Annotated in this window: 10 protein-coding genes; 6 read left to right on the forward strand and 4 right to left on the reverse strand. The window is 43.8% G+C overall.

Annotated elements, in window-relative coordinates:
* Window positions 1–46 precede the first annotated feature (46 nt).
* Window positions 47–1,165 carry a toll/interleukin-1 receptor domain-containing protein gene (locus DK188_RS07115; RefSeq protein WP_111670109.1) on the forward strand — a complete coding sequence of 373 codons (1,119 nt, stop codon included), beginning with the start codon at window positions 47–49 and terminating at the stop codon, window positions 1,163–1,165.
* Here DK188_RS07115 and DK188_RS07120 read toward each other — a convergent pair.
* Together DK188_RS07120 and DK188_RS07125 are read right to left on the reverse strand one after the other, a co-directional pair.
* The gene (locus tag DK188_RS07120) at window positions 1,162–1,935 is read right to left on the reverse strand and encodes an XRE family transcriptional regulator (RefSeq protein ID WP_111670110.1); all 774 of its coding nucleotides are present in this window, start codon (window positions 1,933–1,935) and stop codon (window positions 1,162–1,164) included. The two genes, DK188_RS07115 and DK188_RS07120, sit on opposite strands and share 4 nt — an antisense overlap.
* Window positions 1,932–2,189, reverse strand: a complete 258-nt coding sequence (locus tag DK188_RS07125; protein WP_111670111.1) for a hypothetical protein — start codon at window positions 2,187–2,189, stop codon at window positions 1,932–1,934. The genes DK188_RS07120 and DK188_RS07125 overlap by 4 nt, the downstream gene beginning before the upstream one ends.
* 303 nt (window positions 2,190–2,492) lie before the next feature.
* Between DK188_RS07125 and DK188_RS07130 the strand changes: the two genes are divergently transcribed.
* Entirely contained in the window at window positions 2,493–5,261 is a 2,769-nt protein-coding gene (locus DK188_RS07130) for an outer membrane beta-barrel protein (protein WP_111670112.1), read from the forward strand.
* A gap of 45 nt (window positions 5,262–5,306) precedes the next feature.
* Here DK188_RS07130 and DK188_RS07135 read toward each other — a convergent pair whose 3' ends face one another.
* Window positions 5,307–5,792, reverse strand: coding sequence for a DinB family protein (locus DK188_RS07135; RefSeq protein WP_111670113.1), 486 nt, complete (start codon window positions 5,790–5,792; stop codon window positions 5,307–5,309).
* A gap of 106 nt (window positions 5,793–5,898) precedes the next feature.
* Here DK188_RS07135 and DK188_RS07140 point away from each other — a divergent pair, with 106 nt between their 5' ends.
* Together DK188_RS07140 and DK188_RS07145 are read left to right on the forward strand one after the other, a co-directional pair.
* Complete coding sequence (locus DK188_RS07140) at window positions 5,899–6,846, forward strand: helix-turn-helix transcriptional regulator (RefSeq protein ID WP_111670114.1); 948 nt, start codon at window positions 5,899–5,901, stop codon at window positions 6,844–6,846.
* Window positions 6,847–6,936: 90 nt separating this feature from the next.
* Complete coding sequence (locus DK188_RS07145; RefSeq protein ID WP_111670115.1) at window positions 6,937–8,133, forward strand: ATP-binding protein; 1,197 nt, start codon at window positions 6,937–6,939, stop codon at window positions 8,131–8,133.
* 141 nt (window positions 8,134–8,274) lie between these two features.
* Here the strand turns inward: DK188_RS07145 and DK188_RS07150 are convergent, their stop codons facing one another.
* Window positions 8,275–10,521 carry a Tex family protein gene (locus DK188_RS07150; RefSeq protein ID WP_111670116.1) on the reverse strand — a complete coding sequence of 749 codons (2,247 nt, stop codon included), beginning with the start codon at window positions 10,519–10,521 and terminating at the stop codon, window positions 8,275–8,277.
* A gap of 389 nt (window positions 10,522–10,910) precedes the next feature.
* Between DK188_RS07150 and DK188_RS07160 the strand changes: the two genes are divergently transcribed.
* The gene (locus DK188_RS07160; protein WP_111670118.1) at window positions 10,911–11,483 is read left to right on the forward strand and encodes a TlpA family protein disulfide reductase; all 573 of its coding nucleotides are present in this window, start codon (window positions 10,911–10,913) and stop codon (window positions 11,481–11,483) included.
* Between the two features lie 100 nt (window positions 11,484–11,583).
* Window positions 11,584–13,917, forward strand: coding sequence for a glycoside hydrolase family 95 protein (locus DK188_RS07165; RefSeq protein ID WP_111670119.1), 2,334 nt, complete (start codon window positions 11,584–11,586; stop codon window positions 13,915–13,917).
* Window position 13,918 lies beyond the last annotated feature (1 nt).

The raw sequence follows: 13,918 nt of genomic DNA on the forward strand, positions 1-13,918 counted from the left end.
AATTGACTGATTTAATTAACTTTAATCGAGTTGCAAATCAGTCATTATGGAAAAAAATAAAATTTTTATTAGTCATCGGCATTCGGATACGCAAAGTGACTGTCACCGACTAAAAAGCGATTTGCAGAAAATCTTTGGTAAGGATCAGGTTTTTCTCGACATCGAGAATCTCGAGCCCGGGATCAAATTTGCAGAAGCAATTGAAAAGACGCTGGCCCAAAGCAAAGTTGTTTTGGTGGTAATCGGACCAGACTGGCTTCACGTCACCAATGACAAAGGCGGAAAACGTCTTTTTGATGAGAAAGACTGGGTTCGCAGAGAAATTGCTGCCTCCCTCAATGATGCAAACACTCGAGTAATCCCCGTTTTAGTCAAAGGAGCAAGTATACCCGAGGAAGAAGATTTACCCGAAGATCTTAATCCACTGACTCAACTTCAGGTAGCTGAGATCACGACTAAGCGGTGGGATTACGATTTGGGTGAATTAATAAAAGTCCTGGAAAAACTTGTACCCAAAAGGCAGGATCTTCCTGCCCAAAATACTGCTCAAAGACCATTCATTCCCGGTCCCCCCAAACCAAAAAGCTGGTGGGCAAAAAATTATTTATGGGTATTAGGTGGAATAGTCGTCTTTTTTATTCTAATCAATCTAATAAACCCTCCTTATGATGAGAATCAACCATCTGAGGATGAAAATATCTCCTATGACTCGACAGGAGTAGACCTTAAAGATCGGGAACAATATTCTGATGCTGGAGGAGATGACCCTAATCAAGGTAACTTACCAGTCTATGAAGAAGATATAAGAACTACAAACCCCGATGGTCAAGAAATTTATGAAAGTTTGACCTTTGCGGAATCGGTTCCAGATTTTTCCGGTAAATGGTGGTTAAGAGAAAACGGAGTCAGAATGGGATATTTTATAATTTCTCAAGAAGGAACTGACTTTACTTTTGATTACTATTATTTTGATCAATTGAGCGGAAGAGGATATGGATCTTATGTTGCGTCAGATAAAGCAATTTATTCGGAGGAATTTGCATTAAGTGATACAAGAAATCCAGCCCAATTTGCTTTTATGACCACAGATAATGGTAGTACTTGGACGGGCTTAGTTCAAAAATATGCGATAGAAAACAACGCGACACTTTCTAAAGAATACTAACCCCTAATCTTCCTCAAATCCGCGTGTATATCCCGGATCATCTCGCCCAAATCATCCAGCGTTAGCGGCTTCTTTTTGTCGCCAGGATTGGGAAAATCTGTACTAATGAAGGCTTTGGCTTCCCAAATTTCAAGCACATCTTCCCCTTTGACTTCGTAAGGTTTGTAGTGCTCATTATCTGAGACCAGATACAACTTTCCGTTTTCCTCCAAATAATTGAAAACCCGCTTATACACGACTCCCTCGGTCTGGGTCACCAAGACATAGGTTTTTCCACTTTTTATTTGCTTCAGCTGGTCCACATAGCCACCGATTACGATCGTTCCGGGAATCAGCGGAAGCATCGAGTCACCTGACAACTCAAATGCCCGATAAGTAGCCTGCCGTGAAAGATTAGGTAAATGAAACTGTGGTAAAGTCTCCATGTATTCAGGATCAGCATACCCATTGAGGTAACCCGCAGAGGCCTTTTGTCCTACAAGCGTGATATTCTCTTTATCGTTTTCATCAGTAGCTATAGTCAGGATGTTTATGCCACGCTTTTGAAGTGCTTTTCTACCTTGCTTTTCGATATCGTGTTCCAGCAATTCCTCTACACCCACATCCAATACTTCACTCAACCGCAGGAGCGTTGCCAGCTTGGGTTCGGAGCGCCCATCTTCATAGGCAGAGATCATGGTGCGTTGCACATCCAGCTGGTCAGCCAGCTCATTTTGAGTGATGTTTTTTTGCTTTCGCAAAAAGCGAAGATTCGAAGCCAGAAAACTCATGCGGAAAACAAATAGAAGTTAGGATCATCTGAAGCTGGCGCCAATGGAAAAAACGGATTCAAATTCATCTCGTCAAACCTCCTTTTTTCTAATCGGCTTTTGATCTCATCTATTATGTCCCCGACGGGTTTGGGCTCACTCATCAATAGATAGCCGTATTGAGGCTGGCGCTCATCTTCTACAAAAAACTTTACCTGACAATTCCCCGAGGCCAAAGTCTTCGAGGTGATGCTGATTTTATCTGATCTTTCCATAGCTGTTTGTTTTTACGACAGCTAATATAAAAATGTTGTTTTTATAAACATACGCGCGACTGAAAAACAAACATTTTTTATTGACAATTTTCGTCAAAGATTAAAACATATTGATTTTCAGTGGATTTGTCAGAAAAATTTAGGCACACATTTCATTTTTTCCATAGTTGGTAACTGTTCATTTGACTTATCTACCGCTCAGCTAATTCTTGGAAGGAATATAAACCTTAGGACATTTTCTTTGTATTTTAAATAGAATCCATTTTCTCAAACTAGCCAACGAAATAAAGAATTACCAGTTAAATGAAATACCTCGTTATTTTTATTCTTGCATTTACAGTTGCCAATCTTGGCTACTCCCAATCCTACACAGTTAAGGGGAAAGTTTATGAATACGGAAAAGAAGATCCGATTCCCTATGCGAATATCCTCCTCTTATCTGTTTCTGATTCTTCCCAAGTCTATGGAACCATCTCGGAGATAGACGGGGAGTTTGAAATGGCCAACGTCCGGGAAGGAAATTACCTGTTCAAAATCCAGTATTTAGGCTATCAGAATTTTTTCAGAACGATAGAAGTCAATGCCAATTATGACTTTGGTACACTTAGCATTCAGGAAGAAGCTACTGCCCTCGGAGAAGTAGTTGTGACTACGAGACGATCCACAGGAACGCAAAAAAGTGACACTACGATGTACAATGCTGATGCATTCAAGACGATGAAGGATGCGAGCGCACAGGTTTTGATCGAGAAATTACCCGGCGTGATCTCTGAGGGAGGAGCACTACAAGCTCAGGGAGAAAATATCGGACAAATATTGGTAGACGGTAAGCCGTTTTTTGGGACTGATGTACAGGCAGCTTTGCAAAATCTTCCCGCAGAGGTGATTCAAAGCATTGAAATCTTTGACCAACTCAGTGAAAAAGCCCAGCTGAGCGGATTTGATGATGGGGAACGGATTAAGACCATCAACATCATTACCAAGGCCAACAGAAGAAAAGGGCAGTTTGGCAAAACCACAGGAGGTTATGGCACGGATGACCGCTATCTAGTCGGCGCCAGTATCAATGCATTCGACGAAGATCAGCGAATCACCTTTACTGGTCTGTCAAATAATGTGAACATGCTCAACTACACCAGTGATGCCAACTCCCAAGCTGATGGCAGACCTCAGGAAGGTATAGTCACGACCAATATCCTGGGACTAAACTACTCTGATGTGTGGGGAGAAAAAATCAAAATAACCGGTAGCTACAACTACTCCCAGCGTGAAAATGTAGGAATCGTCAACCGATTCAGGGAGTTCGTGACCACTGATGCCTTCAACCAACTATACACTGAAACATCCAGAGATATTCGGGTCAACAATGATCACCGGGCCTTTCTCCGTTTGGAGTATAATCCTACAGATAAAACAAGAATATTATACATCCCTCGCTTCTCGGCAGAGTCTTCTACGGAAAATTCATCTTTTGTGGGTGAAACAACAGATGGCACCAACCTGATCAACCAGGTTGACAACCTGAAAACCGGACTATACAAGGAATATGATTTCTTCAACCGCCTGATCGTGGGGCATCAGTTTGCCAAGCCTGGTAGAAGTATCACCTTCCGCGGATTGCTCCACAATGGATGGGACAACGATGAATCCGACCGAAAAGCCAGAAATGTCTATTTTGAAGAGGATGGTCAACGAAATGAAAACATTGATCAACGAACCACCCGCGAGCGCCAAGGGGACCGTTGGGAAGCAGGACTATCCTACACCGAAGCGATTGGAAAAAATGGCATTTTGGAGGCAGAATATGAAGTAGGAAATCGGGGAAACAACTCCGATCAATTGGTATTCAATGTAGAAGGAGGAGATTTTGAAACAGGAATAATGAGGCTTGACACGGCCCTGAGCAATGCGTTCCAAAGTGATTATCTCACTCAGGAGTTTGAACTCGGTTACCAGTACAGTACTGAAAAACTTATGTTACAAACAGAAGTACAATATCAGGACGCGACTCTGGACAACAACCAAGAATTCCCCGAGGCATTCGAATTAAAAAGAAACTTCAGTGCGGTATTGCCCACTGTAAGATTCGAATACAAATTCACGCAGAACACCAACATTCAGCTCGACCTCGATACCCGTACTGCTGAGCCGCAGGTACGCCAGCTCCAACCTGTAATTGACAACACCAACCCACTTCAGCTAGTTACCGGAAACCCTGATTTGGATCAATCCTACAGCAAAGAGTTCCGGCTGAGATTCAGAAGCCAAAATCCAGACACCGATAAAAGTTGGTTTGTTTTCACTCGATCGCAATTTGTCGACAATTACATTTCCAACAGTACCTTTATCGCCAATGAGCCCACCGAGATTCAGGATGGAATAATCCTTGAAAAAGGATCTCAGCTCAACAGGCCAGTCAATTTGGATGGGTATTGGGATGTCAGGTCTTGGGTGAGTTATGGAATGCCGCTGGACTTCATGAAATCAAAACTCAATCTGAATGCAGGTTTGGGACTCACCAGAAGACCCGGCCAAGTAAATGATCAGATTGGCTTCAACAACTCCCAGCGCTACAGCGGTGGTTTTTCGATCAACAGCAGCATCAGCGATCAGATTGACTTTAATATCTGGTCCAGATCTTCCTTCAATACCGTAGAAAACACCCTGAATCCAAGTTTGAACAACAATTTCTTTCAGCAACGATTCCGGGTCAATTTCAACTGGATCATTTTCGCAGGAATCATCTACCGATTGGATCTCAACCACCAAATCAACTCAGGTCTGAGCGAAGGATTTGACAATAATTTTTCGCTTATCAACATGAGTTTGGGCAAAAAAATCTTCAAAAACCAACGAGGTGAAATCAGCATCATGGCCTATGACATCTTAGGACAAAATGCCAATGTGAGACGAAATATCACCGAAACATTCATCGAAGACATTCAGACTAATGTGCTCCAGCAGTATTTTATGATCTCATTAACTTACAACCTGCGAAGGTTCAGCAAAGGGATGAATGAGGAAGATTACAATAATATGTATCAAGAGGGTCAAGGTCCTCAGGTCAATTAAGCATAAAAAAGCCCCAAAGCATACACAACTTTGGGGCTCTTTTTTTTATCGCTCCCAGAATGCTGGTGGTTCGATTCCCAACGCTCTCAGGTAAACATACCCCTGACCTCGATGATGGATTTCATTGTCGATGAAATACATCAGTGTGCAGTATCCTTTGTCCTCGTATTGGCCAAAAGCCAGCATCGTTTCCTGCAACCTTCCCTCTGGAATCTGAGGAAACCATTTGTTTATTTCCACAGTATCCTGATCCCAGATTTCCAAAAGCTTTGCTTTATTTTTACCGGAGGGATCTTTTTCATCTAGGGATTCCCATTCACCAAGTGCCAGTCCTTTGACTCCTGGCACCGCGATGGCAATCAGTTCAGCGGCTAGCTCTCCGAAAGTCCGCATTCCACCAACGCTGAAAGTGAAAAGCTCTTGTTCGGGGAATGCTTCGATTACTCTTCTTGTCAAAGCACGATGTCCCTGCCAATGGGCAAGTAACTGTTCTTTGGTCATGATTTGCTCGTTTTGTACTTGAGTTTCCATAGTATTTAGGGGTTTGTTTATGATTAATATTCAAAGAAACTGCCCATCAATGACAGCTGTATGTCAGTAGGATTTCAGATTTTTTCTTTCTTTGAAAAAAAAATAAATGAACCGGATCGACCGACTCACTGCCATTGTCACCCAGCTTCAGTCTAAAAGATTGACCAAAGCAGCCGAAATCGCCAAACGCTTTTCAATCAGTCTGAGGACGGTATATCGGGACATGCGGGCTTTGGAAGAAGCGGGAATACCGATCATCGGTGAAGCCGGACAAGGCTATTCCCTCGTGGAAGGCTATCGACTACCACCAGTCATGTTCACACAGGAGGAAGCGAGAGCCTTTGTTTTGGCTGAAAAAATCTTCGAAAAAGTCACCGACAGAGGCAGCAGTGATCAGTTTAGATCAGCGATGCTGAAAATCAAAGCCGTTCTGAAATCTGCGGAAAAGGACCAAATCGAGGAGCTATCTCCTCAGGTGGAAGTAATCCGCATGAGAAACCAACTCCAAACCGAGGAAAAAAGTAAATTCCTTCAGGTGATACTGGATTGCTTGACCAATAAAAATCCCATTGAGATCAACTACACCACATTTGAAGAAGAGCGGACGAATTTGAGAGTCGTGGAGCCTGTGGGTATCTATTATGCCTTTGAGCAATGGTACATGATCGGCTGGTGCAGACTCAGAAATGATTACAGGAATTTTCGGATTGAGCGAATTCAGGAATTAAAAGTTCTCGCTGAAAAATACCAGCCGGACGCTCATCCTACACTCAAGGAATTCCTAGATCAGGTACGGAGTTCTGAAAACCTGACTCAGATTGAAGTGTTTGTACCCTATCAAGCAGAGAAATACATTCGAGAACAAAAGTACAATCAGGGATTTGTCACTGAAAAGAGGACTGACTTGGGCATTGAGATGACCTTTATGACATCATCTGTGGAAGGCTTCATCCGCTGGATGCTGATGATGGCTGATAAAATTCGGATCATTTCCCCTCCCGAGGCCAAAGAACGAATGCGGGAATTGATCGAGGAGATTAAGGGGAATATGTAGGTTTCAGTCGATTGTCGTTAAACACAATATTTTTTTGTCTTTTTAAATCGACATTTTTATTTTATTTTTGTCGAATAAATTCGACGTTTTATGGAAATCCTTTTTTCCACTTCCAAAAATCTACTCAACCAAGTAGACAATTCGTTCTTCAGATTCCTCTTCCATCAAATCGACTGGAAACAACGGATGATTGCTATCAAAGGGCCAAGAGGTTCGGGAAAAACGACCTTGATGCTGCAGCGAATCAAATTCGGTTTGAATGCAAATTCACATGAGGCTTTGTATGTGACAGCAGATCATTATTGGTTTTATACAAACAATCTAGTGGAGACAGCCAATGAATTCTACCAAAATGGGGGCAGATTTCTGTTTATCGATGAAGTTCATAAATACCCAAACTGGTCACGAGAGTTAAAGAATATTTACGATTCCTATCCTGATCTGAAAGTTGTTTTTTCATCCTCTTCAGCTTTGGATATTTACAGGGGAGAGTCTGATTTGAGCAGGAGGGTGATTACCTATGAGCTGCCTGGATTGTCCTTTCGGGAATTTTTGAAAATCAAAAAAGGACTGGATTTGCCAGTATTCAGTTTGGCTGAAATCCAAAAAAACCACAGTTCAATCTCCTCAGAAGTCGCTCAGGCTTTTCATCCTTTACCGGAGTTTCATGAATACCTAAAAACAGGATATCTCCCAATTTTCAACGAAACCAACTTGGCAAACATTCCGATCTTTCTTCAGCAAATCATCAACACGGTCATTGAGTCCGATCTTGCTTTCATCGCTGATTACAATGCGGGTACTGCGTACAAAGTCAAAAAACTAATGGGTGTACTCGCAGAGTCGGTTCCATTCAAACCAAACCTCACTGCCATTGCCCGAAAAATCGAAACCAGCAGAGATTCACTGTATGAATGGCTGAATCAATTGGAAAAAGCTAGACTGCTCAATTTCCTGATCGCTGAAGGCAAAGGAGTTTCCCTACTCCAAAAACCGGATAAAATCTATCTGGAAAACACCAATCTTGCCTATGCTTTAAAATCGGCTCCGGATATCGGTTCGGTTCGGGAAACTTTCCTGCTTAACCAACTGAAAAATCTGAAAAAAGAAGTTCGCCTTCCTAATTCTGGTGATTTTTTGGTTGATGATCTCGTGATCGAAGTTGGCGGCAAAAACAAGGACACCTCACAGATCAAACACCTTGAAAACTACCTGATTGCTGCGGACAATATGGAGCATGGATTCGGAAAAAAGGTGCCGCTTTGGGAATTTGGGTTGATGTATTGATAAACGCTCAAAAACTTAAAAACTTTGGATGATTTGACATCGCCAATGCGAGTACGACCACCCACACTTTTCCCATAAAAACCAGCCAGTGAAGACACTGACTGGTGCACAAATAACTTTTAACAAATAACCCAATAACACTTACTTCCCAAACTTTCCTTTCAGCATCGCCAACTTATCCGCCATGGAGCCTTGGGGTTCTTTTACTTTTTGAGGCTTTGAGGCAGGTTTTTGGGGATTTTTACCCCGCTCCGCAAAAGGATCGGACTTCATGCTCAATCCGATGCGCTTGCGGGCAATATCCACTTCCATTACGGTCACTTGCACTTTCTGATTTACGGTCACGACTTCATTGGGATCTTTCACAAATCGATCCGCCAAATGGCTTAGGTGAACCAAGCCGTCCTGATGGACTCCCACATCCACGAAAGCACCAAAGGCAGTAATATTGGTCACTACTCCTGGCAACTTCATTCCCACTTTTAAGTCAGCCATGGAATTCACTCCTTCTTGGAAATTGAACACCTCAAATGACTCACGTGGATCTCTTCCCGGCTTAGCCAATTCCTCTAAAATATCCTGAAGCGTCGGCAAACCCACCGTTTCAGATACATAGTTTTTCAGGATGATTTTGCTTCGCAAATCTTCCGAACTCATTAGATCTTTAACCGAAGCGTTTACATCTTTCGCCATTTTCTCCACCAACTCGTATCGCTCCGGGTGAACCGCCGAGGAATCTAGCGGGTGTTTGGCTTTGCTTATTCTTAGGAAACCTGCAGCTTGTTCAAAGGCTTTATCGCCCAATCGAGGCACTTTTTTGAGTTGGGCGCGGCTGGTAAACGGTCCATTTTCGGTTCTGAATTCCACGATATTTTGCGCCAGCACCGGTCCCAAACCCGACACATAAGTCAGCAATTGCTTCGATGCGGTGTTGACCTCCACTCCCACTCCGTTTACTGCGGACATTACAGTGTCGTCCAAAGAATTCTTCAATGCATTTTGATCTACATCGTGCTGGTATTGACCCACGCCGATGGATTTTGGATCGATTTTCACCAATTCCGCTAAAGGATCCATCAGCCTTCGACCAATGGAAATCGCACCTCGAATTGTCAAATCTAAGTCAGGAAACTCTGCTCTTGCGACATCCGAAGCCGAATAAATCGATGCTCCTGCTTCATTGACCATCGTCACGACGACAGATTTTGGCAAGCCCAAACCTTTCACAAAAGCCTCAGTCTCCCGACCGGCAGTCCCATTACCTATGGCAATCGCCTGAATCGAATAGCTTTCCACCAAACCTTTTACAGCGTTTCCTGCCTCCACAGCTTTCCACTGTGCTTCGTGGGGAAAAATTGTTTCATAGTGCAAAAACTGACCTTGTGGCCCGAGACAAACCAACTTACAACCCGTTCGGAAACCCGGGTCAATGGCCATCACTGACTTTTGTCCCAAGGGCGCTCCCAAAAGCAATTGCCGTAGGTTTTCGGCAAAAACACGGATCGCCTCTTCGTCGGCTCTTTTCTTGGTCAGGAGACGAACTTCGGTTTCCATGCTTGGCTTAAGCAGTCTTTTGTAAGTATCCTTGATCGCTAGTTTCACTTGATCTACAGCCGTGTTGGAAGCATTTTCGAGAATTTCTCGTTCGATTACCGCTATCGCGGAAAGCTCTTCAGGACAGGCATCCAACATCAGAAATAACTCCTTCTCCCCTCTTCGCATCGCCAAAACCCGATGAGAGGGAGCAGTTTTGATCGGTTCGGACCATTCGAAATAGTCCTTGTATTTGATTGCTTCGTTCTCTTTTCCGGGAATAACTCGGGAAGTAAAAGTCCCTTCTTCCAAGAAAAGCTTTCGCATTTTTTCACGGAGAGCTGCATCCTCATTGATCCACTCAGCGATAATATCTCGGGCTCCCTGAAGGGCTTCCTCGATGGTTTTTACCTCTTTTTCCTCACTCAGGTACTTCTTTGCTTCACCTTCCAGATCGAAAGAAGTCTGGGTAAAAATCCGCTCAGCAAGCGGCTCCAAGCCTTTTTCCCGAGCAATGGTGGCCTTGGTTCTACGCTTGGGTTTATAGGGCAAATAGATATCCTCCAGCTTGGACATGGTCTCTGCCGCATCGATTGATTTCTTCAATTCAGGGGTGAGTTTCCCCTGTTCTTCAATGGATTTAAGAATCGCTTCCCTGCGCTTGTCCAGTTCACGAAGCTGCTCGATCCGGTCACGGATAGTTGCAACCTGAACTTCATCAAGTTCTCCAGTGGCCTCTTTTCGATATCTGGAAATAAAAGGAACCGTCGCACCACCGTCCAGTAAATCAATGGTAGCTTGTACCTGATGCGGTTTTACTTGGAGTTCGGAGGCGATTTTAATCTCGTACTGCATACTATTTGGAGGAATTCAATTCAAATTGGAGCTGCAAGATAGCCTTCCTTCGTAAGAGAAATCAGCTTTAATGTATGACAAGTCACTAAGGAGCTGGAAATGTGTGGGTAATTTTGATTTGGGATTTCGGATTTGTTTTCCCGAAACTTCATCATTCGAAATTCGGCATTCAGTGTTCGATATTGAAAAATTGAAAAATTACTCACCGCAGTCAAACCTCCGAGGTTTTCAAAACCTCAAAGGTCTATGGATTTATCTCAGATGCGGTAGCAGCTATATTTCTCCGCGAAGCGGAATATTTCGCTTAGCATATCTCTTAATCAAACGAGACCACAATTGTTATTCACCCGATACTTTGTACTTGGTACATTGTACTTTATACTTTAAAAATGGATTGGAAAAAAGAATTTAAGTCCTGGGGCCTGATTTTGGCCTTTTTCGCATTTCTCTATTTCACTGGATTACTTCCGGTGATCCAAGGAGGAATGCAATCAGTATTACTCGCCACAGGATTAATGAAACCAAAAATCGAAGTACCTGACTTGACCAACCAAAAGTTTGATTATCGGGGTCAATTCCGAGATTTCGAAGGAAACATCATCGACCTCCAAGACTATAGGGGGAAAACCCTTTTCATCAATCTTTGGGCATCCTGGTGTGGTCCTTGCAGGGCAGAGATGCCCCATATTGCTGAGCTTTACAATTCAGTCAAAGACACTCCAGACCTTGAATTTCTGATGATCGGACTGGACAATGATTTTTCTAAAAGCAAAGGGTTTATCGAAGGAAATTCATGGGAATTCCCATCGGTTCATGCCAGTTTTGGAATCAACCAAAGCCTGCAAAGCGAGTCAATTCCCACCACGCTAGTTGTCAACAAGGAAGGAAAAATTGTCTTTTACCAACAAGGCATGAGTAATTTCAACACAGACGAATTCCGGAATTTTCTGCTCTCCCAATAGAAAAAACAGTCTTTTGAAGCTTCAAAAGCACTTTTTCTTTGCGTACAGGTTGGTCAGATTAATGATTTGTCGTAATCTTAGCACCCAACCCAAGTAACCGATGAAAAAGCCACTAGTTCTACTCCTTTTTTCATTTTTTTCAGTGATTCAATCCTTTGGACAGCAATCCGTCCTTTGGTACGAAAAACCAGCCGAACTCTGGGAAGATGCGCTTCCGATCGGTAATGGCAGGCTTGGTGCGATGGTTTTTGGGATTCCTGGAAAAGAGCGAATCCAACTCAACGAAGACTCCCTTTGGCCCGGAGGCCCTGAGGATTGGGGCTTGGCGGATGGAACAAGAGCCCATTTGGATCAGATTCGGGAATATTTAAAGACCGGAGAACATGCTAAAGCCGATTCTCTGTTGGTTTTGAAGTTTTCCAGAAAGGGGGTCACCCGATCCCATCAAACTATGGGCGATCTTTGGTTGGATTTTCATTGGAATGATATAACCGAGTACAAGCGAAGTTTGGATTTAAGCGAAGCCATATCCCGCACGCAGTTCAAAAGCGAAGGTCATGAGGTTTCCCAGGAAGTCTTTGCCTCTGCTCCAGATCAGGCGATTTTAATCAAATTAAAGACTACGCATCCTGATGGTTTCAGCGGACTGATTCGGATGGATCGCCCGATGGATCAAAACTTCCCTACAGCGGAAACCAAATCCTTGAACGACAACCTGCTGGAAATGAAAGGAATGGTAACCCAGCGTGGTGGTCAGATTGAATCCAAACCTTTCCCGATTTTAAATGGTGTCAAGTTTAAAGTCTTGCTCCTTGCCCAAAATCAGGATGGAGAAATAAAGGCAAGCGATGCTGGACTTCAGGTAAAGGGAGCAAAAGAAATTCACCTCAAGTTGGTCGCGGAGACCAGCTTTTATCATGCTGATTTTAAAGAAAAAGCTAGCGCCACATTGGATGAAATTGCGTTTAGCAGTTGGGGACAGCTGCAGCAAGCTCATGTTCGGGAATACCAATCCTGGTACGATCGCATGAGCTTAACCTTAGGTGAAACTGCTGTCGATACCATACCAACTGATAAGCGCATTCAACATGTAAAAGCGGGACAAACCGACCTTCATCTGGAAAAACTACTTTTTGACTTCGGCCGCTATCTCTTGATTTCTTCCTCTCGTCCCGGCACCAATCCGGCCAATCTTCAAGGCCTTTGGAATCGTCATATTTCTGCGCCTTGGAATGCAGATTACCATTTGAATATCAACCTTCAAATGAACTATTGGCCAGCTGAAGTCACCAACCTCAGTGAGCTGCACATGCCGCTTTTTGACTTTACAGATGGTTTGATCGAAAACGGGAAAAAGCCGGCCTCAGTCAACTTCAACATGCGGGGAGCCATGCTTCCGCACACGACAGACCTCTGGCAGATTCCCTTTCTACAGTCCGAAACGGCCTATTGGGGAAGTTGGGTAGGCGCAGGCGCTTGGCTGGGCAGGCATTATTGGGAACATTACCTCTTTACTCTGGATCGGGATTTCTTAGAAAAAAGAGGGCTACCGGCGATTGAGCAGATTGCATTATTCTACTCGGATTGGCTTATCACAGATCCACGAGACGGAACTTTGGTCTCTGCTCCTTCCACTTCTCCCGAAAATCAGTTCATCAACGAAAAAGGTCAAAAGGCGGCCTCCACCATGGGAGCAGCAATGGACCAACAGCTGATCGCCGACATTTTCACTATCTACCTGAAATCAAATGAAATCCTTGGCAAACGCTCAGAACTGACAGACAAGATCCAAAGTCAACTAGGCCAACTTCGCCCGGGAATTCAGATCGGTTCTGATGGAAGAATCCTCGAATGGGACCGGGAATATGAAGAACCCGAGAAAGGACATCGCCACATGTCGCATTTGTATGCTTTCCACCCCGGAGCAGCGATTACCAAACGACAAAACCCAGAATTGTTTGAGGCTGTGAAGAAGACCTTGGATTACCGGCTGGCAAACGGTGGTGCAGGAACAGGCTGGTCCAGAGCTTGGCTGATCAACTTTTCCGCTAGGCTATTGGACGGAGAAATGGCCTATGAGCATATCCAAAAGCTTCTGAGCAAAGGATTGTATACTAACCTGTTTGATGCGCATCCCCCATTCCAGATTGATGGAAATTTCGGATACACCGCAGGTGTGGCCGAGATGCTCTTGCAATCTCATGAGGAGGGTGTGATCAGTATTTTGCCGGCTTTGCCGAAAGCATGGCAAAGTGGCGCTGTGAGAGGAATGAAAGCCAGAGGTGGATTTACGCTGGATTTCACATGGGAAGAAGGAGAAGTGAAAACCGTACGCCTGCATTCTGCCAAAGGCAAAAAAGTAATTCTCTTTGCTGACGGATCGGAGATTGACCTGGAATTAAGAGCCGGAGAAAGTATTGAGATGGAGTTTTGAT

Source organism: Algoriphagus litoralis (assembly GCF_003259255.1).
Lineage (GTDB): Bacteria > Bacteroidota > Bacteroidia > Cytophagales > Cyclobacteriaceae > Algoriphagus > Algoriphagus litoralis.